This is a genomic window from Reyranella sp. CPCC 100927 (assembly GCF_007859315.1).
GTDB lineage: Bacteria > Pseudomonadota > Alphaproteobacteria > Reyranellales > Reyranellaceae > Vineibacter.
In genome coordinates, this window is the sequence record NZ_VOHA01000001.1 from 1,118,369 (window position 1) to 1,143,447 (window position 25,079).

The 25,079-nt window shown below is 65.9% G+C and carries 25 protein-coding genes; 18 read left to right on the top strand and 7 right to left on the bottom strand.

Features of this window, described 5'->3' with window-relative positions; genetic code table 11:
- Nucleotides 1-6 precede the first annotated feature (6 nt).
- Nucleotides 7-876 (top strand): alpha/beta fold hydrolase, encoded by an 870-nt coding sequence (locus tag FQU96_RS05095; protein WP_146539721.1) that lies wholly within the window; start codon nt 7-9, stop codon nt 874-876.
- A gap of 37 nt (nt 877-913) precedes the next feature.
- On the opposite strand, the gene FQU96_RS05100 is transcribed toward FQU96_RS05095, so the two are convergent.
- Entirely contained in the window at nt 914-1,729 is an 816-nt protein-coding gene (locus tag FQU96_RS05100) for an alpha/beta fold hydrolase (protein WP_255467852.1), read from the bottom strand.
- Between the two features lie 281 nt (nt 1,730-2,010).
- Here FQU96_RS05100 and FQU96_RS05105 point away from each other — a divergent pair, with 281 nt between their 5' ends.
- The 3 genes from FQU96_RS05105 (at nt 2,011) to FQU96_RS05120 (ending at nt 3,563) form a co-directional block, all read left to right on the top strand.
- Entirely contained in the window at nt 2,011-2,259 is a 249-nt protein-coding gene (locus FQU96_RS05105; protein ID WP_146539723.1) for a hypothetical protein, read from the top strand.
- Nucleotides 2,260-2,437: 178 nt separating this feature from the next.
- Nucleotides 2,438-3,037 carry an exopolysaccharide biosynthesis protein gene (locus FQU96_RS05115; RefSeq protein WP_146539724.1) on the top strand — a complete coding sequence of 200 codons (600 nt, stop codon included), beginning with the start codon at nt 2,438-2,440 and terminating at the stop codon, nt 3,035-3,037.
- Between the two features lie 154 nt (nt 3,038-3,191).
- Nucleotides 3,192-3,563 (top strand): response regulator, encoded by a 372-nt coding sequence (locus FQU96_RS05120; RefSeq protein ID WP_146539725.1) that lies wholly within the window; start codon nt 3,192-3,194, stop codon nt 3,561-3,563.
- A gap of 426 nt (nt 3,564-3,989) precedes the next feature.
- Here the strand turns inward: FQU96_RS05120 and FQU96_RS05125 are convergent, their stop codons facing one another.
- Entirely contained in the window at nt 3,990-4,640 is a 651-nt protein-coding gene (locus tag FQU96_RS05125; RefSeq protein ID WP_146539726.1) for a glutathione S-transferase family protein, read from the bottom strand.
- Between the two features lie 209 nt (nt 4,641-4,849).
- Here FQU96_RS05125 and FQU96_RS42105 point away from each other — a divergent pair, with 209 nt between their 5' ends.
- On the top strand, nt 4,850-4,993 hold the full coding sequence (locus FQU96_RS42105) for a hypothetical protein (protein ID WP_178130313.1): 144 nt from the start codon (nt 4,850-4,852) through the stop codon (nt 4,991-4,993).
- Nucleotides 4,994-5,047: 54 nt separating this feature from the next.
- Here the strand turns inward: FQU96_RS42105 and FQU96_RS05130 are convergent, their stop codons facing one another.
- From FQU96_RS05130 to FQU96_RS05140, 3 genes are all read right to left on the bottom strand, one after another.
- A complete protein-coding gene (locus FQU96_RS05130; RefSeq protein ID WP_146539727.1) occupies nt 5,048-5,758 on the bottom strand; it encodes a hypothetical protein in 711 nt (236 codons plus the stop codon).
- A gap of 220 nt (nt 5,759-5,978) precedes the next feature.
- A complete protein-coding gene (locus FQU96_RS05135; protein ID WP_146539728.1) occupies nt 5,979-6,185 on the bottom strand; it encodes a hypothetical protein in 207 nt (68 codons plus the stop codon).
- A gap of 7 nt (nt 6,186-6,192) precedes the next feature.
- Nucleotides 6,193-7,593, bottom strand: coding sequence for a TROVE domain-containing protein (locus FQU96_RS05140; RefSeq protein WP_146539729.1), 1,401 nt, complete (start codon nt 7,591-7,593; stop codon nt 6,193-6,195).
- 169 nt (nt 7,594-7,762) lie between these two features.
- On the opposite strand from FQU96_RS05140, the gene FQU96_RS05145 reads away from it, so the two are divergent.
- Together FQU96_RS05145 and FQU96_RS05150 are read left to right on the top strand one after the other, a co-directional pair.
- Nucleotides 7,763-8,083, top strand: a complete 321-nt coding sequence (locus FQU96_RS05145) for a hypothetical protein (RefSeq protein WP_146539730.1) — start codon at nt 7,763-7,765, stop codon at nt 8,081-8,083.
- A gap of 302 nt (nt 8,084-8,385) precedes the next feature.
- Nucleotides 8,386-10,044, top strand: coding sequence for an ankyrin repeat domain-containing protein (locus FQU96_RS05150; protein WP_146539731.1), 1,659 nt, complete (start codon nt 8,386-8,388; stop codon nt 10,042-10,044).
- A 156-nt stretch (nt 10,045-10,200) separates the two neighbouring features.
- Here the strand turns inward: FQU96_RS05150 and FQU96_RS05155 are convergent, their stop codons facing one another.
- Entirely contained in the window at nt 10,201-12,270 is a 2,070-nt protein-coding gene (locus FQU96_RS05155) for a hydantoinase/oxoprolinase family protein (protein ID WP_146539732.1), read from the bottom strand.
- Nucleotides 12,267-14,036, bottom strand: coding sequence for a hydantoinase B/oxoprolinase family protein (locus tag FQU96_RS05160; protein ID WP_146539733.1), 1,770 nt, complete (start codon nt 14,034-14,036; stop codon nt 12,267-12,269). Before FQU96_RS05160 ends, FQU96_RS05155 begins: the two co-directional genes overlap by 4 nt.
- A gap of 346 nt (nt 14,037-14,382) precedes the next feature.
- Here FQU96_RS05160 and FQU96_RS05165 point away from each other — a divergent pair, with 346 nt between their 5' ends.
- From FQU96_RS05165 to FQU96_RS05215, 11 genes are all read left to right on the top strand, one after another.
- Complete coding sequence (locus tag FQU96_RS05165) at nt 14,383-15,540, top strand: ABC transporter substrate-binding protein (protein WP_146539734.1); 1,158 nt, start codon at nt 14,383-14,385, stop codon at nt 15,538-15,540.
- A gap of 52 nt (nt 15,541-15,592) precedes the next feature.
- On the top strand, nt 15,593-16,468 hold the full coding sequence (locus FQU96_RS05170) for a branched-chain amino acid ABC transporter permease (RefSeq protein WP_146539735.1): 876 nt from the start codon (nt 15,593-15,595) through the stop codon (nt 16,466-16,468).
- Nucleotides 16,465-17,439: a branched-chain amino acid ABC transporter permease gene (locus tag FQU96_RS05175; protein ID WP_146539736.1), complete on the top strand. Its 975-nt coding sequence runs from the start codon at nt 16,465-16,467 to the stop codon at nt 17,437-17,439. Before FQU96_RS05170 ends, FQU96_RS05175 begins: the two co-directional genes overlap by 4 nt.
- Entirely contained in the window at nt 17,439-18,212 is a 774-nt protein-coding gene (locus tag FQU96_RS05180; protein WP_146539737.1) for an ABC transporter ATP-binding protein, read from the top strand. Before FQU96_RS05175 ends, FQU96_RS05180 begins: the two co-directional genes overlap by 1 nt.
- A complete protein-coding gene (locus tag FQU96_RS05185) occupies nt 18,199-18,909 on the top strand; it encodes an ABC transporter ATP-binding protein (protein ID WP_146539738.1) in 711 nt (236 codons plus the stop codon). The genes FQU96_RS05180 and FQU96_RS05185 overlap by 14 nt, the downstream gene beginning before the upstream one ends.
- 120 nt (nt 18,910-19,029) lie before the next feature.
- Nucleotides 19,030-19,746 carry an IclR family transcriptional regulator gene (locus tag FQU96_RS05190; RefSeq protein ID WP_146539739.1) on the top strand — a complete coding sequence of 239 codons (717 nt, stop codon included), beginning with the start codon at nt 19,030-19,032 and terminating at the stop codon, nt 19,744-19,746.
- A 28-nt stretch (nt 19,747-19,774) separates the two neighbouring features.
- Nucleotides 19,775-21,451: a hypothetical protein gene (locus FQU96_RS05195; RefSeq protein WP_255467854.1), complete on the top strand. Its 1,677-nt coding sequence runs from the start codon at nt 19,775-19,777 to the stop codon at nt 21,449-21,451.
- Nucleotides 21,448-22,149 carry a hypothetical protein gene (locus FQU96_RS05200; RefSeq protein WP_146539741.1) on the top strand — a complete coding sequence of 234 codons (702 nt, stop codon included), beginning with the start codon at nt 21,448-21,450 and terminating at the stop codon, nt 22,147-22,149. The genes FQU96_RS05195 and FQU96_RS05200 overlap by 4 nt, the downstream gene beginning before the upstream one ends.
- A gap of 9 nt (nt 22,150-22,158) precedes the next feature.
- Nucleotides 22,159-23,124 carry a dipeptidase gene (locus FQU96_RS05205; RefSeq protein WP_146539742.1) on the top strand — a complete coding sequence of 322 codons (966 nt, stop codon included), beginning with the start codon at nt 22,159-22,161 and terminating at the stop codon, nt 23,122-23,124.
- Between the two features lie 19 nt (nt 23,125-23,143).
- A complete protein-coding gene (locus FQU96_RS05210; RefSeq protein ID WP_146539743.1) occupies nt 23,144-24,202 on the top strand; it encodes an ABC transporter substrate-binding protein in 1,059 nt (352 codons plus the stop codon).
- Nucleotides 24,187-25,077, top strand: a complete 891-nt coding sequence (locus tag FQU96_RS05215) for an ABC transporter permease (protein WP_146539744.1) — start codon at nt 24,187-24,189, stop codon at nt 25,075-25,077. Before FQU96_RS05210 ends, FQU96_RS05215 begins: the two co-directional genes overlap by 16 nt.
- Nucleotides 25,078-25,079: the final 2 nt, after the last annotated feature.

Consider the following 25,079-nt stretch of genomic DNA (forward strand, 5'->3'; position numbering starts at 1 on the left):
CCAAAAATGCCCGTTCCCGTATTCCATCGCAGAACGACCGTCGGCAGCGTCGATATCTTCTATCGCGAGGCGGGGCCGGCGGACGCCCCCGCCGTGTTGCTTCCCCACGGTTATCCCTGCTCCTCATACGAATTCAGGGACTATATGCGTCACCTTGGCGAAGACTGGCGGCTGCTCGCGCCGGACTTCCCCGGCAGCGGCTATAGCGCCACGCCCGAAGCGTTCGCCTATGATTTCGACGGCTTCGCCTCCTTTCTGGAGGACTTTGTCGCTACGCTCGGCGTGAAGCGTTTTGCGCTGTATCTGCACGACTTCGGTTCACAGATCGGCCTGCGGCTCGCGATGCGCGATCCACGTCGCATCGTTGCGGTCATCATCCAGAATGGCGACATCTACGACGACGTGCTCGGGGCGAAGTATGCCGGGCTCAAGGACATCTGGAAAATGGAGCGGCCGCAGGGACTTCGCAAATTGCGCGAGTTCATCTCCAAGGATCATTTCAGGGATGAGTTTCTGAACGACGTCCGTCCCGAACTGGCCCAGCGTATTTCCCCCGACCTTTGGGAACTGCACTGGCCGCTCATGACGGAGCGGCGCCGGGAGATTGCCGCGGGCATCATCTATGACCTCAAGGACAATCTCGCGTGGTTTCCGCGCTATCAGGCTTACTTGCGACAGCACTCGCCGCCGACGCTGATCCTGTGGGGCCCACAGGATGGCTATATGCCGGCGGAGTCAGCGCGCGCCTATCTGCGCGACGTGCCCGAGGCGGAACTCCACCTGCTCGATGCCGGGCACTGGCTGCTTGAGACCAATCTCGCAGAGGCGGTCGATCTGACACGCGATTTCCTGAAGCGGGTCCATCGGCGCGTCTGAGAGGAGATCTGAGTTGGTTACCCAGGCGGCTCGCCTGTTATCGCGCGGGGTATTCTTTGATGAAATCGAGCATGAGCGGCACGGCCGCGGCCGCGTGCGTCTCGAGCAGCTTGTGGCCGGCATCGAGAACATGAGCTTCCATTCTCGGCAGCGCCTGCATCCATGACAGGACCTCGGCGAGATCGAAGAAGGGGTCGTGTCGCGCCCAGACCAGGAGAGAAGGCGGCTGCCAGCGCACGAGATAGTCGGCGATTTCGTCGAACCGGGCGACATAGTTCCCATAGTCCTTGACGAGCGCTCGCTGTGTCTCCATCCGGCCCGGCAACTGCATCACCCGCCAGTCCTCCTCCCAGATCGCGGCCGGGATTCGCGCCGCGACATCCGGCGGCATCCCGCCGAGATACCCGTTGCGCACGCCCTCGAGTGTCAGATGCGCGGTCGAAGCCGCCTCGTTTTCCGGGTCTGGATGCGACCAGAAGGCCATCACCGGGTCCCATTGCGACCCGAGTCCGCTTCGATGAGCGTTGGCGTTCTGAACGATGAGGCCCAGGAGTTGCTCCGGCGCCTGCATGGCGACGTGAAACCCTGCCGGCGCGCCGAAGTCATGGAGATAGATATAGCGCGGCCCGACCGCGAGCCGGTCCAGCAACGCCGAGATGGCCTCGCCAATGGCGGGAAACGAGGGCAACGGCAGGACGTCCGACTCACCGAAACCGGGCAGATCCGGCGCGATCACGTACGCGGCCTGCGACAACGCGGGTACAACCTCACGAAAATAGTTCGCCGAACCGGGAAAGCCGTGCAGGAGCACCACCGCCGGCTTAGACGTCTCACCCGCCGTGATGAACGACAATTCCGTGCCACCCGATAGTCGAAGTCGTCGACGGACCGCTTGGCACATGATTGGAAACTCCTCATGTCGAATCGCCTGGGTCGGCATTGGTCGAAGGAGCTAACAGGCGAGATGACCGCGAGTTCCGCCGCGCCGAGGCAGCAGGAGAAGCGTGTAGATCTGGCTCGCCGTGGGAATTCCCGGCGGGCTCTTCGATCCTGACTGTCGCAGTATCCGAGCGTTCGAGCGGAACGCAGTTTCCTTAACGAAATACAAGTGCTAGAAAGAGAGCGAAGCAGCGAATGCTGCTTGATAGCGCATTGCTTCGGGTCGCCACGCTGCTCCTCTATCTCCCTTTCGAGGGATGGTGTGTGTTTAGCACGCGTATTGCTGCCGGGATTGTGAGGCAATCGATGCGCGCGCAACGACTGACAATCGCATTGGTCTTCGCGTTGATGCTGGCGTCCGGCTTCTTCGGCCTGCATCTGGCGCAGCAGGCCGCCGACCGCTGGCCCGACCCCCGTCCCCAGCTGCTCATGCTGCGTCGCTGAGCGTCGCTGTCGACGATTGCAAAGGCCTGGACGCGCCCTGAGGTCGCAACGGCCGACAGAACGCCCGACCTCATGATGGACGGCGGCGGTAGCCCTTGTATGAAACAAAGCGGCTTTGACGCCGTTGTATGGGCAGAACCGGCCGGGCGTCGATAGCCGGCTTTGAGCTGACCACAAGATGGAAAATGAAGCGAGGGACGGGGGCCGCCACCCGACTTCTGTTGTCCTGCAGGATCTTGTCGTTGGAACGCCCGACGGCAGTATGCCGCTGACATTGCTCCTGAGCCGGCTGCGGGGGCGGTCGTTTGGTTTCGTGATGCTGGTGCTGGGAGTCGTTGCTCTCGTCCCGGCCCTGTCTCCCGTTGCGGGCGTGCTTCTGTTATGGCCGGCAATTCAAATGCTTGCCGCGAGAGAAGCGCCAACACTTCCACGGTGGCTATCATGCCGGCGGGTGCCGACAGCCCGCTTGGCATTGTTCACGAATCGTGTGGTGCCTGTCTTGCGCTGGCTGGAAACCATTCTCCAGCCGAGGTGGCGCACGCCCTCTCAAACCACCAAGCGTGTGGTTGGCGGTGTCGTTCTGTTGCTGGGTCTGACGCTGCTGGCGCCTGTACCATTTAGCCAGGTGCTTCCCGCCCTCGTCATCATTCTGATCGCCCTGGCCTATCTCGAAGAGGACGGCCTTGCACTGACGGTGGCTATCGCTGCTGCCATCCTCTCGCTCGGCCTCACGGCAGCCACGGTGTGGGCCACGATCATCGGCATCAACGCTCTATAGTGCTGCGCCGACACGAAGCCATTCCGGAATCGGCCGGCAGTTTGGCTGCCGAGGTCCAGCCATGGAACTTCAAGGGCTCAATACCGTAGATAGTCGATGGCACGATTGCGCTTAACCCAGGGATGCCCGTGCGTGAGCGGCGCCGGGCATTGCTATGAGTGAGCTGCACGATGCCCGGGTTCTCGTTCTTGAAGACGAACTGTTGCTCGCCATGGCCTATGAGCGACTTCTATACGATGAAGGCTGCGGGCAGGTACTACTCACGACGCGCGTGGACCAGGCGCTAAAGGTAATCCAGCAGACACTACTAACTGTAGCGTTGCTGGATGTCAGTTTGCGGGGTTCTGACCTGTCATTTCCGGTGGCCGATGCTCTTGCAGACGCCGGTATTCCATTCGTGTTCCTGACAGCCTACCGTCCGGAGCACATTCCTGAACGCCATCGCACGCGCCCATTGATCGAGAAGCCGACCTCCGAGAAGGCCATTGTACAGGCCCTCGGAGCCGCTATTGCGCAACGGGTTTGAGGCCCCGCTCAAGTTGCCGCGGCGCGGTGTTACGCCGGGCTGAAGGCCTCCCAGGAGTTGGTCCCAGCGCCCCTGTTCGCAGATGGGGCGCCAGGACCAGGTCAGCGCGCCCGGTTGGGGACCGTCCAGACGTCCGACCGGCAGGGAAACGGGCAAGTGCAGAGGGGAGTTCCGGAGCTTGGCGCGGGACAATCCTCAGCGTTCATGGCTCGCCACGGTGAACGCGCGCACAACGTGAGACAGGGACATTGGATCGAAGCGTTGGCCGGGCGGCCCGTCGCGGAGGATCCGAACTCAACGGGTGCCCGGCCGAGCTTTCGGCGCTACGGGTCGCGCCGACCAGCGTGGTGAATACGCACGGTGTCGGCGTGAGTTCCAACGACGGAAAGGGGGCCGGCTCCGACCCGCGAAGGGGTTGAAAACGGATCAACCGGTCAATGTGGCGGTGAATACCGCCAATTGAGCGGCGAAAGCGCGCTTGAAGGCCGGCCGCGCTTCGCCGCGGGCGACATAGGCGGAGAGGTTCGGATACTTCTGCAGGATGTCCAGGCTGCCCAGCCGGCGCAGCACTGCCACCATCACCAGGTCGCCGGCGCTGAACGCGCCATCGAGCCAGTCGGCACCGCCAAGGTGGTTGGAAAGATCGCCCAGCCGGTAGTGGATGCGATCATCGAGAAGCGGCAGGCGTTCCTCGTACCAGGTCTTGTCATGCTCAAGGTATTGGACCATGGAGCGCTCGACGATCGGCGGCTCCACCGTGCTGAACGCCGCAAACATCCATGTGATCGCACGGGACCGGCCATTCGCATCGTCGGGCAGCAGGCCGGCGTGACGCTCGGCGATGTGCAACACGATTGCCCCCGACTCGAAGAGGGTGAGATCGCCTTCTTGATAGGTCGGAATCTGCCCGAACGGTTGAATCGCGCGATGCGTGGGTTCTTTCATCGCACTGAACGAAAGAAGACGAACGTCGTAGGGCTGACCCACTTCTTCAAGTGCCCAGCGGACTGCCATGTCACGCGCCAGACCTCGGCCGCGGTCGGGCGACTGCGCGAAGGCGGTGATGGTGGGTGTCATGGGGCGGCTCCGGGCGGTTGCGTGACGTCGTCGAGAGTAGACGAACGACCGGACCGGATTCCGACAAACCCTCCAGGACGTTTCCGGCCGCTGACGTCGGCATGACGGGGGCGGGTGCCCTGGGATGGTGGCTGGCTGTCAGCTGCTTGTCGCGTGGGGATGGTACTGGCTATGCCGACGTATGGCTCTCCGATGACGACGAGATATCCATGGCCTCGCAGCGGCTGACAATCGCACTCATCTTCGCGATGCTGCTCGCGTCGGGCTTTCTCGGCCTGCACCGGGCCCAGCAGGCCGCCGACCGCTGGCCTGATCCGCATCCGCATCCGCAGCCGCTGGTCATACGTCGTTAGGTCGTCGCCGTTTGCGATGGGGCCGTTCCACGCGGCGGCCGCTTCTATTGGCGATTAGGGATCGCGGGATACGTCCTCATAGCGAACGCGATCCATGACCCCGTCATGAAGAGCAGCGCGGTAAACCGTTTCAGCAAAGCGCGGGCTGTCGATCAATTCCGTGAGCGGCGTTTCAGCCAGCCGATACGGCAGTGCGGCCCGAACGTTCAGCAACATGGCAGGGTCGAGCGGCACACTGACGCCGGCTGTCATCGCGAATTCGCCCAAGGTATAGAGTCTGGTGATAAGCGCCGAGCCAGCAGGAAGGGAGCGCTCGAGTCCGACATCGACCAACCATACCGTCGTCTTGCGGACCAGATCGGTCGCGATCAGCCCGGCCACCTCGTGGGGCTGTTCAATCGAGAGAATGGAGAAACGGGCTGTGCGCATCGCTTCAAGCACCAGCGCCTCGTCAGAACCGGCGGCAAGCGACGTCGATCTGGCATAACGATCGATTGTCCGGGAGCGGCCCGGCACTGCTGTGTGGATCGCAAGATCATACACGTAGTTCATCTCGTCGATCTCTTCGAGGAGCAGCGTCTTTCCTCGCGCCAGGCCCAGTCGACGCGCGCGATCCAGCACGGTGTCTCCCGACATAAAACGGATGATGTCGTGATGAAGCTGTTTGCTGATGTCCCGCAGCTGGCGATAGCGCGCAAGGAGCTCGGCGCGCCGTGCGGACGGGCTGCTCTCAACCGCGTCGTTCTTATACTGAACAAGCGCCATCGAATCCTCCACCGCTTTGGCTTGTAATCAGGAGTCTATTCCCGTGGTGGACCCGGGTGACAGCCTGCAGCGCAGCCGGGATGCTATGGGCTGGGGATTGTTTGCGCAGCGTCAATCCGGGGCTCATCGCCACCCCGACACGCGTGCCCACAACATGGTAGCGTGTCGGTGTCTGTCCCCGGTTCTCGAAAGTGACCAACCGGTGCTGTGCCAGGTCCGGCTATGGTCGCTTCAGGGGCGACCGCTTCGCTTCGGCTGCGAGGCGTTGGCGTTCGCGGGCCATGCAGCGCAGGGCCACCAGGACGGCGCCGGGGATCGGCGAGCGGCCGACCTTCCAGCGCCAGACCGTGGCACTGTCGACGATCATCAGCGCGGCGAGGCGGCCTTCCCAGCCGTCCCCGCCGAGCACCTGTCGGGCGAGCCGCACCAGCTCTTCAGGCGTGGGTGGCTTCGTGTTCCCGGATGAAGTCAAAGACGGCCTCCGAGAAACCGTCGATGTGGGTCCAGGCCGGCTTGTAGCCGATACCGTTCTTCTCCACCGACACGTTGATCAGGTAGTTGTGCGTGCCGAACGGCTTGGCCAGCAGCGGCGAATCGCCGGCATCGATCGCGCAATCCTGCTCGTCGGTGATGACGATGATCCGGTCGGCCGTCTTCTCCTGCGCACGCAGGAAGTCGATGACCGGCTTCAGGAAGATCCCGCCGCCGCCCAGCGGTTGGCACATCGCCCAGATCGCATCGACCAGCGCCATGCCGCGGCGCGCCGGCACCAACTGGGTCGCGTGGACCCGCGTGTGGTCATTGCCGGCCGTCGCGTAGATCACCGGCTGCTCGGCCACCTCGCGCGCGATCGCAGCCAGTGCCGATGCCACGTCATAGCGCGCCAGGTCCGATTTGCCGGACAGGCGGGCGCCCATGCTGCCGGAGACGTCGACCACCACGATGGTCTTGCCCGGAAGCTTCGACGCCTGGGACAGGTGGCCCAGCAGCGCGGTGTCCAGCGCCGGCTCCATCTGCGGGCAGGCGCGCGCCGCCGCGACATAGCGGAACGGCAGGACACGCTGGGCGCCCTTGCGAGCGGTGATCGCATCCTGCACCAGCGTGGCATCGCACCCGGCGGCGACCATGTTGCGCAGATTGCGCAGCAGGGCGAGGTAACCCAGCCTGCCGTCACGGATCAGCCGCTCGAAGGTCTCGCGCTTGTCCTGGCCGGCCGATAGCGCCACTTCCCAGGTGTCGGGCGCCTGCAGCTCGCCGGCGATCAGCTGCTTCCACAGGCGATCCTGTTCCGCGTCGCGCGGCTTGGGATGCACCAGGAACATCACGTCGCGGATCCTGATCTCCGCAGCGCGATCGTACTTCGCCAGCTCATAGGCATCGAAGCGGCGCAAGGCGCGCGCCAGGCCCTTCTTGACCTGTGCCGACAGCTTGGCCTTCAGCGCATCCGGCGCGACGCCGTTCTGCACCGCGTACAGCGACAGGAACTCGCCCGGCTCGTCGGCGCGCGTGATGACGGCGTCGATCGTGTCGGCGACCAGGGTCGAGCCGGCGCCGGTGCGGGCCAGCACGGTCAGTAGCAGCAGGGGAACGTGCCGCAGGTGAAAGCGCTGGCGTGCCTCGATCGCGAGCGCGGCCAGTGTCTCGGGGGCGACCTGGGCGGCCAGATCCGTGATGCGCTTGAAGATCTCGACGCCGTCGCAATAGAACGCCTTCTCCCACAGCAGGCACGACAGCACGCTGCGCCGCAGTGCCTGCTCCGGCGTCAGGTGCGCATAGGCCTGCGCGCCCTCGGCGGTGAAGGCGGCGATCGTCGGCTTGCGGTTGGTGCGGGCCATTGTCGTCATCCGTCTCGCCATGTGGCAGGGGAACAACCGTATGCGGGGGGCCGGATGCTCTATCCAATTGAGCTACATGCGGTTTCCCGCACAGTGGGACTCGAACCCACAACCTTCTGGTTACGAAGTATCCGCGTACTACGCCACCTGCCGGAAGCGATGATGGAGGATGGTCGACGCCATCCACCTGAAACCAGTGCCGGGAACACTCGACCACGGAGTGGGGCCGAAGCCCCGTCGTTATCCAGACGAAGTAACCGTTGTCTACGCCACGGCGGCCGGCTTTCTATTGCATTATGCAATCACGGTCAAAGCGAATATTGCAATCGGCAGCACCGAATTCGCGTCGCCGGCCTTCAAGTCGCCACTTTCATCGACCCGCTGCGGCATCGGCCGGCGTCGGTTGCTGGGATGGGTGCCTGCCTGCTGCAAAGTCCCATCGGGTCACGGCCAGGGTCAGCGCGACGACACAGAGAGCCACGGCCAGTAGCGTTTCAAGGAACCGTTTCATGTGATGCTCGCGATCCGATGGGCGCCGGTGCCCGATGGCGAGACCCTAGCGTTGGTCTGTATCGCGGCGATGCCGCCGCTCGCTTCGGCCGTATCGTGTGTATCGGGCGGCGTCGTTGACAACGTGTGCAGCATCACCCAGTCTGCCGGCCAGTGCGCTGTGGGGCGCCACCTGTCCGCGGCAAGGGAGCCTGCTCCCACCCATTCGAAGGACGCGATTCTTTCAAGCCCTTCTTCCGGCCTGCTTCAGCGGACGCCAGGCGATACGGAAGGAAGGTTTCCATGAGCCGCGCGCTCACGTCAGCTTCCACGCTCGAGACCCTCAAGAAAGAAGCCAAGCGCTGGCTTCGGATGCTGCAGGCCGGCGACGTCGGTGCCCGCGACCGCCTGCGGGCCGTCCTGCCCAACGCACCCTCGACGCCCGGCTTGCGCCACGTACAGCTGGCGCTGGCGCGCGAGCATGGGCTTGCCGGATGGGCCGACCTCAAGGCGGCACTCGATGATCTGGCGCTGGCGCGTCGTTCGCGCGCCGAGCGCCTCGAGATCGTGTTGCGTTCGGCGTGGCAGGGCGATCCGTCGGCGGCGGCGCGGATCCTGGCACGGTCGCCCGACATCGCGGCGGACAGTCTTTACGCGGCGGTCGCTGCCGGCAACCTCGATGAATGTCGCCGCCGCCTTGCCGCCGATCCAGCGGCCGCCACGCGCCGGGGCGGGCCTCTGGCGTGGGAACCGCTGCTCTATCTCGCCTATGCCCGGCTGCCCGGCAGCGCGGCGCATGCCCTCGACGTGGCGCGCCTGCTGCTCGATGCCGGCGCTGATCCCAACGTGTCGTTCAACGACGGTTGGGACAATCCGTTCACCGTCCTGACCGGCGTGATCGGCGAGGGGGAGGGCGATCAGCCGCCGCATCCGCACGCCGTCGCGCTCGTCACCCTGCTGGTCGAGCGCGGCGCCAATCCGTTCGACACGCAGGCGCTCTACAACACGTCACTGCGGCACGATGACAGCGCGTGGCTGGATATCCTGTGGGCGCTGGCCGAGCAGCGTGGGGCGGTGGCGCCGTGGCGGGCCGTTTCCGACAAGATCGGCGGCCGGGTGCCGCTCAGCGCGCTCGACTATCTGCTGGGCAACGCGGTTGAGAACAACCACCTGCGCCGCGCGCAGTGGCTGCTGACGCATGGCGCCGATGCCGGTGGCGTGCACGCCTACTCGGCGCGTCCGCTGCGCGAACAGGCACTGGTGTCGGGCAACGTCGCCATGGCCGACCTGCTGGTGCGCCATGGCGCGCCCGTGGTGCCGCTGCAGGGTCTGGCGGCGTTCCAGGCGGCCTGCATGCGGCTGGATCGCGACGACGCCCGGGCGCTGGCGGCGCTCGATCCGGGCTACCTGCGCCATGCGCCGCTCATGCTGCGGGCGGCGGAGCAGGGGCGGACGGACGTCGTCGCTCTGCTGCTCGAGCTGGGCATGGAGGTCGATGTCGCGGACGCCACGCAGCAGCGTGGACTTCACAACGCCGCCGGCAGTGGCGCGATCGAGGTCGCCAGGCTGCTGATCGCGCACGGCGCCGACGTCGATCGACCGACGACCCAATATGGCGGAGCCCTGAGCTTCGCCGGCCATTTCGGGCAGCACGACATGGCGGCATTCCTGGCACCGCTCAGCCGCGATGTGCCGGCTCTCGTCTATCTCGGCATGGAAGACAGGCTGCGGGCGTTGTTCGCGGCCGAGCCGGTGCTGGTGAATGCCGTGCATCCCAAGTCCGGGAAGACGCCGCTTTTTGCGCTGCCCGACGACGAGGATCAGGCGGTCCGGATGACCGAGTTCCTGATGGCACAGGGCGCCGATCCGACCATCAGAAACAGCGAGGGATTGACCGCCGAGCAAGCCGCGCGCCAGCGTGGGCTGACCGATGCCGCCGACCTGATGGTAGGCAAGGACTGAATAGCGGTGCGCTCCCGGCAGAAGAAGCTGGCTAAGGCAGTTCGTTCATACGCTGGGGGCGCGCCACTCCGTGGCGCGTCATGTGCCCACCCAGACGAAGACGCGCGACAGAGTCGCGCGGTCCCAGCGTCTGGCCCGACCACCGTGCGCGTGCGTTCACAGCAGGTCGATCCACACGCCGCCGTTCTTCGACATCGTTGCCGTCGTGGACGGGTAGAGGACGATCGTCGTCAGCGGCTGGTCGATCATGGCCGGGCCCTCGACCTTGGCGCCGGCGCGCAGGCGCGTGCCGTCGATGACGGGGATGCTCTTGCGGCCGCCCAGCTCGCGCATGAATACCGCGCGCGTGCCCTTGGCCGGCCGTGCGTCGCCAGCGCCGCCCTGGACACCGTGATCGACCGCGGTCGCCGGCAGCTTGCCGATCGCCGTGGCGGTCCATTCGGTGAACTCGATGGGATCGGTGCTGGTCACGAAATAGAGTTTCTGGTGCAGGCGGTGAAACGCCTCGGCCACCGTACTCAGGGCGGCGGCGTCAGGGATCTGCGCCATGTCGACATCCAGCGACAGCTGCCAGACCTGGCCGCGATAGCGTGCCTCGGCGGAGAACTGGATCTCGCGCGCGTCGGCCGCGACCTTCATGCGGTCGAGGTAGCTGTCGGCCTGCGCCTTCAACGTAGCCAGCGTGGTGTTGATCCTGTCGTAGTCGAACGTGTCCGTCGCCGTCGGCGCGCTCAGCGAGAAGGTCGACTTGATGTCGCTGACCAGGATGCCGAAGGCGCTGAGGACGCCGGCTACCGGCGGCACGAAGACCTTGCGGATACCCAGCTCGCGGGCCATCGGCACCACGTGCAGGCCGGCCGCCGCCCCGCCGGCCACCATCACGTACTCGCGCGGGTCGATGCCCTGGCGGATGGTGATGTCCTCGATCGCCGCCACCATGTTCTGCTCGACGGTGAGGCCGATCAGGCCGGCCGCTTCTTCGACCGACAGGCCCAGCGGCTTGGCCACGTGCGCCTCGATCGCTGCCACCGACTGGTCGCGTGCCAAGGTCATGGTGCCGCCGGCGAAGTTGTCGGCGTCAAGGAAGCCGCGTGCGAGGTTGGCGTCGGTCACCGTTGGGCGCATGCCGCCACGGCCATAGCAGGCCGGTCCGGGAACCGACTTGGCGCTTTCCGGTCCGACATGGATGAAGCCGCCGGCATCGACGCGCGCGATGCTGCCGCCGCCGGCGCCGATCGTCTTGATCGCCACCGAGGCGACGCCGAAGACGTGGCCGTCGATCACGCCCTCGCGGTGCATCGGGATCTGCCAGTCGTTGATGATGCTGATGTCGAAGCTGGTGCCGCCCATATCGATGACGACGGCGTTGCACGCCGCTTCGCCCTCGGCGCGGATGGTGCTGCGGGCCGACTCGGGCGCCGCCGACGGACCCGACAGGCAGAGGTTGATCGGCCGGTCCATGACCTCATCGACGTCGGTCTGGCCGCCGGATGATGTCACCAGGGTCAGCACGCCGGCGAGGCCCGCCTGGCGCAGCCGTCCCTCGAGCTCGTTCACGGTGCGGCGCACCAGCGGCTTCAGCGAGGCGTCGATCGCCGTCGCCGACGTGCGGCGGTATTCGCGCAAGGTCGGGCTGGTGCGGTGGCTGAGGCTGTAGGGAACGTCGGGCCAGTGCTGGTCGAGCAGAGCGCCGATGCGCCGCTCGTGCTGCGGGTTGGCGATCGACCACAGCAGGGCGACGGCGATCGCCTCGACGCCTTGCGCCTTCAGCCGGTCGATCGCTGCCAGCACGCTCGTCTCGTCGAGCGGCGTCTCGATGCCGCCTTCGGCATTGATCCGCTCGGTGACGGCAGCCGTCAGGTGCCGCGGGATGAACGGCGCCGGATAGTCGATCGCGATGTTATAGGTGTCCTGCTTGCCGCCCTCGCGGATCAGCAGCGTGTCGCGGAAGCCCGCCGTGCAGATCAGGCCGGTGCGGGCGTAGGTGCCTTCCAGGATCGCGTTGGTCGCCGCTGTCGTGCCGCAGGTGAACTTGGCACAGTCGGCCAGCAGCGTCTTGCGCGTGAGCCCGAGATCCGCCGCGACCAGCTCGACGCCGTCGAGAATGCCGTCGACGATGCGGCCCGGCGTCGTGGGTGCCTTGTAGGTGCGCACGCGCCCGGTGCCGTCCTGCAGCACGATATCGGTGAAGGTCCCGCCGACATCGACGGCGATCTGGCAGGTCATCGGGCAATTCCTTCACGCAGGTGGCCGCGCCGCGCCTGTGTCGCGGCATCGTCGACGGTGATATCGGAGCCGTTTTCCGCAAAGACCACGCCATAGACATCGTGGGCCCGCGCCGTCGAGATACGCCCGGCCAGGAAACTCGCCAGCACGGCGGCCGGCGTGCGATCGAGCGGGTTGCCGAAGCCGCCGCCACCGCAGCCTTCCGACAGCAGCCGGTCGCCGGGAACGAGCGTCTCGTCCGCCGAGATCGGCAGCGAGACATGCTCGCCTGACGCCGTCACCCGCGTGATCAGCATCGGCGCGCCGGCATGGCCGCCGCGAACGCCAGCCGGCGGATGTTGGCGCGATGCCGACGTCGTCATGAACCGCACCGGCGCCTGGCGCGGCCGGATGATGCAGTACGCCCCGGGCGCGCCTTCCCACTGGCCGGCACCGCCGGAGTCTTCGCGCACCTCCAGGGTTTCGACCAGGACCGGCTGCTGCTGCTCGACGACCTCGACGCTCGATTGCCAGAGGATGCCCTGCGATGCGCCGCTGCCGTAGGTCAGCCAGCCGTCGTGGCCGTGCAGGGCCGGGCCGCCCCAGTAGCCCATGATCACCTGGTTGACGAACGGCGCGCCGCCGCGGCGATGGTCGGCGCCGCTGACGACGGAGCACGACGCCGGCAGGCCGATGGTGCCGTAGGCGGTGCCCAGATCGTCGCGCAATTCGGCAAACATCGACTGGATGTGGGGAATCAGCGCATGGCACAGGTTCGTGGTCGCCGCCGACGTCGCGGCGGGGAACCGCGGCTTGCCGATCGCGGCGCCCTCGCGCAGCAGCAGCTTGACGCGGCGGAACGAGCCGGTGCAGCGCGGCACGTCGGCGCCCAGCACGTTCAGCACCGCCGTCATGCAGGCGGCCGTGGTGGTGGCCTCCGTCATGTTGATGCCCAGCGGCAGGTTGTCGATGTTGTCGCGCAGATCGACCGTGATCATGCCGGCGTCGGGATCGACCTCCACGGTGGCGCGGATCGGAATGCCGTCGGGATAGAGGTCGGTCTCCGAATCGTACATCGCCTCCTTGCTGACCTTGCCCTTGGGCAGGGTACGAATGGCCTGGTCGGCCATGCGTTCGGCATAGTTCTGAAATTCGTCGACGAAATTCTTGACGGTGTCGGTGCCGTACTTCCCGCACAACGCCGTCAGCCGCGCCTCGCCCGTGCGCACCGCGGCCAGCACGGCGAGGTAGTCGCCGTAGAACTGCTCAGGCACCCGGATGTTGGCCTTGCAGATGTCGATGACCTCGGGAACATCGACATAGTTCTTCTGGATGCGCACGCAGGGCAGCATCAGGCCTTCTTCATAGACGTCGCGCGAGCGCGGGCCATAGGTCGTCGGCGTCGGGAAGCCCATGTCACCCAGGTGGGCGCGCGCGATCACGTAGAAGGCGATCGCGTCGTCGACGAACACCGGCGCGCACACCGTGAAGTCGGCGCAATGCGTGTTGCCGAGATAGCCGCTGTTGTTGACGAAACAATCACCCTTCTTGATGTCGTCGCCGAACTTCGCGGCGATCACGCGCGGGATCAGGTCGATCGCGCCGACATGGACCGGGATACCCATGGCCAGGCTGATGGACTGGAACTTGCTGTCCGTCACGCTGCACGAGAAATCCATCGCCGTGTTCAGGACGCCCGATCGCCCGGACTTGAACAGCGCGTTTATCATCTCTCCGATGATGGCTTCGAACCGCCGTCGGAGAACGACCATTGTGAAGATGTCCATGGATCCACTCTTGGATGACGAAGTGCGGTGCAGCACGGCTGTCTCCCGAAGTCGGGCCGCCCGCAGCATATCCTGATCGGGTTTCTTTGCACCGTGCTGCGGGGCGGCGCGATTAGTATGTTTTTATGACGATCATCAGCCTTGGTTATGCGCAACGCACCGGTTTCCATGGCGCCGCGCGCCGCGGTGACAATAAACCTCGATGATGCCGCGACTAAAAAATCATTATGACATGATCGGCAAAAAACACCGCTAGAAGCTTTTCTAGGGATCCGAAGCATACCTGCGCGGCCGCCGCGATCGCGAAAAGACGCGGCCATCAAGCAACAACGATCAAGGGACGATCATGACCATCATGCTCAGACGGCTTCTGCTGGCGATGTTCGTCGCGGCAGCGGCAAGCCCCGCCGTCGCCCAGGAGGATCTGCCGATCGGTGGCATCTCGACGCTCTCGGGCGGTGCCACGGACTGGGGTGTCGCCACTCAGCGCGGCATCCAGCTGGCGATCGATGAGATCAACGAGGCCGGCGGGCTGAAGATCGGCGGCAAGATCTACAAACCGCGCCTGATCATGTACGACGACCAGTATTCCGGCCAGGGCGGCGCGACCGCGGCCACGCGCCTGGTCAATGCCGACAAGGTCAAGTTCATCGTTGGCCCCCTGGCCACTGCGGCGATCCTCGGCATGCTGCCGATCACGACGCCATCGAAAGTGCTGGCGCTGACGTCGGGCTTCTCGCCCAAGGTTCTCTCACCGGATCGGCCCTACAACTATCGCATGGCGCTCACGACCAAGGAGTTCGCGCCGCCGATGGTGGCCTGGCTCAAGAAAACGTTCCCGGCGGCCAAGAAAGTCGCGATCATCGGGCCGACCGATGCGACCGGACAGCAGGTCGTGCAGATCCTGACCGAGGCCTACAAGGCCGGCGGTTTCGACGTCGCCTTCGTCGAGAAATTCGAGCGCGGCACCGCCGACTTCGCGCCGTTGCTGACTCGCATGATGGTGCAGGGCGTCGACATCCTCGATCTGGACTCCAATGTCCCGGCCGACTCCGGCCTGCTGATGAAACAGGCGCGCCAGCTCGGTTTCACCGGCCAGATCGTGCAGCTCGGCGGTCCCTCGATCGAGGAGAACGTCGCCATCGCCGGCGTGCATGCCGAGAACTTCATCTCGCTGGACTTCTTCGATCCGACCACCGACGCCGGCCAGGCGTTCCTGGCGGCCTATCGCAAGAAATACACCGGCACGATGAGCCCGTGGGCACCGCTGGTCTACAACGCCACCAAGATCATCTTCGAGGCGATGCGGCGCGCGGACTCGCTGGAGGTCGATGCGGTCAAGGCCCAGTTCACCAAGATGGAGGACTACGCGACCTTGTTCGGGCCGGTCAAATGGGGCGGCAAGGAAGCCTACGGCATCGACCACCAGCTGATGATCAACTTCCTGATCAAGCAGGTCAAAAACGGCAAGGCCGAGATCGTGGCCCGGGTTTCCGCCAACTGAACCGCGCTGTCGTCCCTGACAGGGTGCCGGAAACCGGCTCGGAGCCTGCCGCATGTTCTCACTGCCTGTTCTGTCACAGATCTTCGTGAACGGGCTGAACGTCAGCGCCATCTACATCCTGATGGCGCTGGGTTTCACGCTCATCTTCGGGATCATGCGGATCGTGAACTTCGCCCACGGCGAATTCGCGATGCTGGGCGGTTTCGTCATGTACTACCTGCTGCAGTTCACGCCGCTGCCGCCGTTGATCGCCCTGCCGCTCAGTGCCCTGGTCGTCGGTGCGCTGTCGCTGGTGGTCGAGAAGCTGATCCTGCGCTCCTTCTACCAGAAGGAGCACCAGGGCATGGTCGCCATGCTCGGGCTGTCGATGGTCATGATGTATCTCAGCATCATCATCTTCGGTGTCAGCCAGCGCTCGATTCCGCCCACCTATTCCGATGTCTTCGTGATCGGGCCGCTGCGGATGCCGGCCGACCGGCTGGTCGTTCTGGCCGTCGCGGGCCTGACCCTGGCTGCCTTCTTCCTGTTCATGCGTTACACCAAGACGGGTCTTGCCATGCGTGTCGTGGCGCAGGACCTGCCGATTGCCGAGGCGCAGGGCATCAACGCCAAGGCGCACTATCGCGCCGCCTTCTTCGCTGCCACGGCGCTGGCGGCTTTGGCCGGTGGCTTGATCGGGCAGCTCTATTCGCTGTCGCCGTTCATGGGTGCGGCGCCGTTGGTGAAGGCCTTCACCGTCGTGATCCTGGGTGGCCTAGGCAGCATCGCCGGTGCCGCGGTCGGCGGCCTTATCCTCGGCATGGCTGAGAGCATTCTCACCACTTACTTCGGTGCCGCGACGGCGCAGCTTTCGTCCTTTGCCGTGATCATGCTGGTGCTGTTGCTGCGGCCGCAGGGCTTGCTGGGTCGGTCGGAGCGCGTCGCATGACGACCACCGTCGACACCCACACGCCGGCGCGCCCCTTCACGTTGTGGCGGATTCCGCGGGCGGCCGTGATCGTCACGGCGCTGGCGCTGGTCCTGCCCTACGTCACGGGCGAGACCTTCCTGCTTTACATCGCGACCCTGGTGGCGCTGTATGCGATCGGCGCCATGAGCCTTCATCTGGTGCTGCGGCTGGGCCAGTTCTCGCTCGGCCATGCCGCCTTCATGGGCATCGGCGGCTACACCAGCGTGCTGCTCGCGACATCGCTGGGGGTGAACTGGTGGCTGGCGGCGGCGGCCGGCACGCTGTTGGCAGCCGCGACGGGCCTGCTCGTGGGACCGCTGGTGCTGCGCCTGAAGGGCGTGTTCTTCGTGCTGTTCACCTTCACGTTCGGCGAATTCGCCCGCCAGATCTTCGTCGACGCCATTGCCATCACCGGTGGTTCCGAAGGGATCTCCGCCATTCCCGCGCCCGCGGGCTTCACCACGCCGACCAGTTTCTACTATCTGGTGCTGGCCGCGGCACTGGCGACGGCCGTGGTGTGCGGCCAGCTGCTGCGCTCGCAGTTCGGCGATGCCATCGATGCCATCTGCGAAAGCGAGACGCTGGCACGCAGCAACGGCATGCCGGTCTTCGCCATGAAGGTCATCACCTTCACGATCTCCTGTGGCCTGGTGGGCATGCAGGGCGCACTGGAGGCGAGCTTCGTGCACTATGTCTCGCCGATCTCCTATTCCTTCCCGGAGTCGCTGCGCTTCGTGGTGATCAATGTCATCGGCGGCCTGGGGTCGCTGTGGGGCCCGATCATCGGGTCCGCCTTCCTCGTGGCGCTGCCGGAATTGTTGCGCAGCTGGGTCGACTACCAGTGGGTGCTCTACGGCGTCGTGCTGATCCTGCTGATGAAATATCTGCCGGGCGGATTGCTGGACGTGCCGACATTGGTTGGAAAAATCCGCCGCCGCGGAGGGCGCTGATGCCGTCCATCCTGGAGGCCAGCGGCATCTGTAAGTCCTTTGGCGCGCTGAAGGCCGTTCACGACCTGACCTTTGCGGTCAATGCCGGTGAGATCTTGGGCATGATCGGCCCCAACGGCGCCGGCAAAACCACCGCCGTCAATCTCATCAGTGGCACGACCCGGCCCGACGCGGGCGAGGTGCGGTTTGCCGGGGAGCGGGTGACCGGCATGGCGGCCCACCGGCTGGTACAGCGCGGGTTGGTACGCACCTTTCAGTCGACCACCGTCTATGGCGAGCGGACGGTGTGGCAGAACATCTACCGCGGCACCTTCACGCAATCCTACACCGGCTTCTGGTCGACGGTGCTGGGCGGCGCCGGCCATCGTCGGCAGCGCGAACGCACGATCGAGCGTGTCGAGACGTTGCTGCGCGACCTGCGGCTCACCGATGTGCGCGACACCCGGGCGCGGCACTTGCCGTACGGCCGACAGAAGGCGCTGGGCATCGCCGTCGCCTTGGCGTCGGCGCCCAAGCTGATCCTGCTCGACGAGCCCGCGGCGGGACTGAGCGCCGAAGAGGCCGACCGGGTCGCCGATATGATCAAGAGAATCCAGGAGGCCGGCGTCAGCGTGATCGTGATTGATCACAACATGCGTTTCATCGCCCAGCTCTGCCATCGCGTGGTGGTGCTGCATCACGGCACCGCACTCTGCATCGGCACGCCGCGCGAGGTGACGTCCAACCCGCTGGTGATCGAGGCGTATCTGGGAGCCGACCATGAGCCTGCTTGAGGTCGACGGTACCTGCGCCACTTACGGTACGGTCGCGGTGACGCACGACGTCAGCTTCACCGTCGAGGCCAACGAAATCGTGGCGCTGGTGGGCGCCAACGGCGCCGGCAAGAGCAGCACGCTGATGGCCATCCTCGGCATGGTGCGGCTGATCGCCGGCCGCATCCGGTTTGCCGGCAACGACATCACGGGGCTGGCGCCGCACGCGATCGTGCGGCAGGGCATCGCGCTGTCGCCGGAAGGAAGGCGGGTCTTCGCCGCCACCAGCGTGCACGAGAACCTGATGGCGGGCGCCCACACGTTGCGCAAAGCCGACATCCAGGAACGGCTCGAGCAGGTCCTGACCTATTTCCCGCGCCTGCGCGAGCGCTTCCGGCAGATGGCGGGCAGCCTCAGCGGCGGCGAACAGCAGATGCTGGCGATCGGACGCGCCCTGATGTCGCGGCCCAAGCTGCTGATGCTGGACGAGCCGTCGCTGGGCCTGGCGCCGGTCATGGTGCAGCGCATCGGCGAGCTGCTGCGCGAGATCCAGTCGCGCGAGCAGCTGGCGGTCATCCTGGCCGAACAGAATGTCAATTGGGCGCTGAAGCTGGCCTCACGCGGCCTGACCATCGAAGTGGGTCACGTCAAGCTGACAGGATCAGCCAGCGAACTGCGCAACAACGACTACGTCCGCAAGGCCTACCTGGGTGCGTGAAGCGCCCGTCTCGCTCCGTCCCGCTGGCTAACCGCAACCCCTCCTGACGAGCAGGCCAGGCGGCTTGACTCGCTGTGCGTCACGATCATAATAGAATACGTTGTATAAATATAGAATACAATGCCAGTTCGCGCACTTTCTTCCACGCTCAAGACCTTGGCTGTCTGCGATGTCATCGCGGCATCCCCCAAACCGATGCGCTTGCCGGACGTAGTGCGCGCGACGGGGGACCAGCGCGCGGCCGTCTATCAGCGGCTGCGGACGCTGGTCGACGCCGGTCTGCTCGACCAGACCGCTGATGGTGCTTTTCGCCTGGCGTTGCGCTTCCAGTTCTACGCGGTGCGGGCACTGGAGCAGGCCAACCTCGGGGATCGCTCCAGCGAGCTGCTGCAGGAAATCGTCAGCGAGAGCGGCGAGACGGCCACCATATCCGTGCTCGACGGCTATCACGCCGTGATCATCAATCGCGTCGAGTCGCGCCAGGTACTGCGCGCCGATCTGCGGGTTGGCGCCCGCATGGCGCTGGGCGGCAGCGCGTCGGGCTCGGTCCTGGTCGCCTATGGATCACCTGAGATGAGGGCACGGCTGCGCGAGCAGGGCATCGTCCTGTCCGATGATGCTCACCTCGCCGAGGTGCGTGAACGCGGTTTCGCCATCTTCGCACCCACCGATCCACAGCTCGTCTCCGCGGTCGCCGCACCCGTTCTGGATGCCGCCGGCCAATGCGTTGCCGTGATTGCCATCTCCGGTCCCACAACCCGGTTCGACCACGACCGCTGCGGCCCGATCGCCGTCGCGGCCGCGCGCCGGTTCAGCGCTCAGTTCGGTCATGCCTGATACGTTGCCTGTGATGTCGGGAGCGCTGATGCGTGCCCCGGCGGACTTGATGCGGCCGCAACGGTTGGCGGCCATCCAGCCCTCGCGCATCAGCGCGTCGCGCTGGCTGATGGCCCGCGCCACACAGCAACGCTGGACCATAGAGCGCGAGCACTTCGATATCGACGAGCGCGGCAGGGGGACCGCCCGCTACGCCATCGAGGCCGCGGGCTGGCGCTTTACCTTTCCGGTTCTGTCCTTCGAGCCGTCGGCGCGACAGCGCACCGGCCGCATCATCGGTCGCGCCTGGGACATGATGGGTGCGCTGATCGAAGGTCCGGTCTCCGCCGCCGGCCTCGACGCGCTCGCACAGCAACTGCCGCGCCTCTACGAAGGCCGGGCCACGCCGCAGACCCTGACCTGGGCGCGCTCCAACCGCTCGGGCCGCCTGTTCGACTGCGCCGTCAACAGCCTCGCCGCCGGCCGCCAGCCGCCGATCCCGGAACTGGGTCGTACCTGCTACCTGATGCGCAACACCGGGATCGACGGCAACGGGACGTTCGGCACCAAGTCGTTCCTGGCCTACGAGGCCGACCATCCCCTGCGGGCGTCGCTGCAGGCCCAGATGCTGACGGCATACATGATGCGGGTGTTCGCCGGCGACCTGGTGCGGCACCTCGTGCAGTTGAAGGGCGGTGCGTCGGCAGCCGACATGGCGCCTGATCTGGCGCGTTTCCTCGGCGTGGGCAACGGCTCGGCGCTGGGCCTGATGTTCTTCGTCAACAACCATCCGCGCCTGATCAATCGGTGGCTCACCATCCGTGAGACGGCGATCGTGCAGGCGCGGCTGCTGCCGATCGATCGCGCCGGCGCGCCGCTGCACCTGCTGGCGCGTCTGCTCGACAAGGCGATCGTGGCGCGCCGCCAGGATCGCGCGGAGTACGAGGCCTTTGCGCCCAGCACGGTGATTGCAGGCGACCTTGCGGTCATCCGCCGTGAGCTGTCTGCCCTGATCGCGCGTGTCGCGGCAGGCTGCGAGGGTGCGACGCCATTGGTCAACTTCACCGCGTCGCTGGAAGGTCGCATTCACCCCGAAGCGCACGAGACGCTGCTGTCGCTGCTGATCGAGCTGGTTCCCGATGTCGCGGACCAGCTGTGCAGCACCTTGGTGATCGACGAGGAACTGGTCGGACAGCCCGAAATGTCGATCGGGCGCCTGCGCGACCTGGTGCGCGCCGACTACCGTTGGGCTTTCGACCTCGACCTCACATCGGAGCGCTCGCAGCGCTATGTCTGGTACAAGTCGCGCACCGCGGAAGAGCCGCGTCGCGGCCCGCGCGAGGAGGTCGGCGAAGCCCATAATCTTGGCCTCGACCTGCCGCGCCTGATCGTGTCACTGGATCGCGACCTGGCGGCGGCCGATCCCCGCCTGAGCGTCGCGCGCTTCCTGCTGGCGCACCCGCTGCACCGCCTGGTCGTCACGCGCGTGCAGGCGCTGGCCCAGCTGCCCTATCACTCGCCGCATGCCGACATCATGAGCGAGGACTTCGTGCCGGCGCACATCACGCGCCTGCTCAATGTCGGCATCCATGGCATCGACAAGGCCCGCGACTTTCTCAATCGCAACCTGCGCGGCGTCATCTTCCATGGCGCACCGACGCCGGCTGACCTGGCCGGCGGCACCGCGGATCCCTACTGGTTCTATCCACCGGAGCCTTCGGCATGAGCAGCCTGTGCCTCTCGCTGCGCGAGATCCGGATGGTCCTCGAGCGGCTGGTGCAGGCCGCCGGCGTGCCGGACGGCCTGCTGCCCTCGGTGCGCGATGCCGCTGTCTATGCCGCGATCCTGCCGGTGTCCGGGTTCGACGGTATCGAAAGGCAGATCGCCCATCTGAAGGCGTCAGTGCCGCATCCGCTGGTGCTGGATGACCAAGGCACTCTGCCGGTCATTGACGGCAGCGGGCAGCATGCATGGTTGGTTGCCGACGCCGTGTTGGACGTGGCGATCGCACAGTTCCGCCTGACCGGGCAAGGTGAGGTGAAGGTGACAGGCGTTGCCCAGTCCGCCGAGCTGCGAGCGATCCAGGGCCAGGCCGAGCGGCACGCGCTTGCGGCCTCTGTCGAGTTCGAAGGCGCCGGCGCGCGCGTGCGCATCGCACCGCGGCCGGCGGCGACGCCGACACGGTTGGACCATGTGCGGCGGAACGGTTTTGTGGTCGCGGCTGCGACGTGGTGGCCGCTCTATCACGCCTCCCATGCCGCGCTGGCGCCGGACTCGTTCGAGAGCCGGCGGCACGCCGGCACTGTCCGCGTCGAAGCCGATGGCCGCATCGTCGGTCGCAACGACGAAGACGAGACCGACCTTGCCATGCTGGCCGCCGATCCGGCGCGGCTGCGTGCCGATCCTGTTTCTTCCACTTCCTGAGGTTCGGCGATGCTGATCGATGGCTTGCAATGCGGATCGTTCGACCGCGGCGTATTCGAGGACCTGAGGGCCGGTGGGTTCACCTGCGTCACGCCCACGCTTGGCTTCTGGGAGGGCGCGATCGAGTCCCTCGACGCGATCGGCGAGTGGCGAGATCTTGCCCGGGCGCATGCCGACGTGGTCAGCATCGTACGCTCGACCGACGACATTCTGGCAGCGCACAAGGCCGGCCGGATCGCGCTGCTGCTGGGTTACCAGAACACGAATCTGCTCGACGGCCGCATCCGCTATGTCGAGCTCTTCGCCGAGCTGGGCGTGCGCGTCTTGCAGCTCACATACAACAATCAGAACGAGCTGGGCTCAAGCTGCTACGAGACGGTCGATCCTGGCCTGGCGCGCTTCGGCCGCGAGGTGGTGCGCGAGATGAACCAGTGCGGCATGCTGATCGATCTCTCGCATGTCGGTGACAAGACGACGCTCGATGCCATCGAATGGTCGCAGAAGCCGGTCGCGATCACCCACGCCAACCCGGCATCGGTGTTCCCGCACAAGCGCAACAAGAACGACGCCATCATCAAGGCGCTGGCCGCCAAGGGCGGCATCATCGGGTGCGCGGCCTATCGCAACATCACGCCGGAACCGGCCTGCGACAGCGTCGATGCCTGGGCCCAGATGGTGGCGCGCACGGTCGACATCGCCGGTATCGATCATGTCGGCATCGGCACCGATTTTAGTCACCATTCCAACCAGGCGTATCTCGACTGGATGCGCTCGGGACGGTGGACGCGCACGGTCCAGTACGGCGCCGGCTCCGCCGCCAAGCCCGGGCCGAGCGAGAAGCCGGCCTGGCTGAAGACCATCAGCGGACTTGCGAGCGTGGCGCCAGCGCTGGCGCGAATCGGCTTCAACGCCGACGAAGTCGAGAAGATCACGGCCGGCAACTGGTTGCGCGTCTATCGCGCCACCATCGGCTGATAACACAGGGAGAACGACCATGGCTCGGGAAGCAATGTCGCTGTCGCGGCCGACACGGCGGCACGTCGTGTCCGCGGTGGCGGCCGGCGCCCTGGCAATGCCGTTCGTGCGCGGTGCCAGGGCTGCCGAGGTGCTTTACGTGAACACCTGGGGCGGCCCCTGGGAAGAGGCAGCGCGAGCCATCCTCTTCAACCCGTTTACCGAGGCCACGGGCATCGAAATCCGCACCATCGCGCCGGTGTCCTTTGCCAAGCTTGCAGCGCAGGTGCGCACCAACGTCTATGAGTTCGATGTGACCACGCTCGGCGTGGCCGAGCTCGGCCGGGCCAATCAGGCCAACCTCATCGACAAGTACGACGAGAGCAAGATTGCGCCGTCGTCGCTGTGGCCCGGCGCGGTGACGCTCAACGGCGTGAGCTCGCATGCGTTCGCCAACATCATCGCGTGGCGCAAGGACAAGCTGGCCGATGGCCCGCAGACCTGGGCCGATTTCTGGGACACCAGGAAGTATCCCGGCCCGCGCAGCCTGCAGAACTACCCGGCGCGGGTGCTGGCCTTCGCGCTGATGGCCGATGGAGTCGAGCCGGCCAAGCTGTTTCCCTACGATCTGGATCGCGCGTTCAAGTCGCTGGATCGGATCAAGAAGGACGTCCGCATCTGGTGGAGCCAGAGTCCGCAGTCGCAACAGCTGTTGCGCGATGGCGAGGTCTCGCTGATCGGCATGTGGAACACCAGCGCGCAGGTGATGATCGACCAGAAGCTGCCGATCGCGCTGACGTTCAATCAGGCGGTGATCGACGTGGCGGCCTGGGTGGTGGCGCGCGGGACGCCCCGGGCCAAGAACGCCTGGCGCTTCATCGAGTTCGCCGTGGCGCCCGAGCGGCTGGCCCAGTTCGCGCTGCGCAACAACTACGGACCGATGAATCCCGCCTCGTTCAAGGGGTTGTCGGCCGACGTCGTAAGCCGCATGCCGACCTCGCCGGAGAACCTGCCCAAGGCGGCGATTCTGGATGCGGAGAAACTGGCGCCGCAGCTCGCCGCGATGGCGAAGCGGTTCGAGCAATGGCTCTCCAGCTGACGGACACGACGGCACCGGCTACAGCCGCGCCACGGCGGGTGCCCGGCGGGTGGACTTGGCTTGTCCGCGCCCCGTTCATCCTCTACGCGCCCGCGGCGCTGTTTCTGGCCGTGTTCTTTCTGGTGCCGCTGGGCCTCGTCGTCTGGACCAGCATCAGTGAGCCCGAGCTGGGCCTTGGCAACTACGCCGAGTTTTTTGCCTCGACATACGACCTCGGCGTGCTGGCGCGCACGTTCCGCACCGCCTTGATCGTGACGCTGGTGAGCTTGGTCTTTGCCTATCCGGTGGCCTATGTCGCCGCCCGCAAGGGCGGCACGATCGGCGCCTTTCTCCTGGGTGTCGTGGCACTCAGCTTCTGGACCAGCTTCCTGGTGCGCACCTATGCCTGGATGGTGATCATGGGCGCGCGTGGGCCGGTCGTGGGCCTGCTGGTGGCGCTGGGTGTCGAGCCGGCGCCGCAGTTGCTGTTCACGACGTTTGCCGCCACGTTCGCGATGGCACACATGCTGGTGCCCTTCATGGTGCTGGCGCTCTACGCCGTGATGCGCCGGATCGATGAGACCCACATGCGCGCCGCCGCCAGCCTGGGCGCCCGGCCATGGCGCGCATTCGCCACCGTCTACCTGCCGCAGAGCCTGCCGGGCGTTCTCAACGGCGCCACGCTGGTGTTCATCACGTGCCTGGGCTTCTACGTCACGCCGACGCTGATCGGCAGCCCGCAGGACAAGATGATCGCCGGCCGCATCGGCCAGGAAATGGAACAACTGCTGGAGTTCGGCGCCGCGTCCGCCACATCCATGATCCTGCTGGCGGCGGCGCTGGCGCTGTTCGCCCTCTATGACCGGTTCTTCGGCATCGAGCGGATGTGGCGGTGACG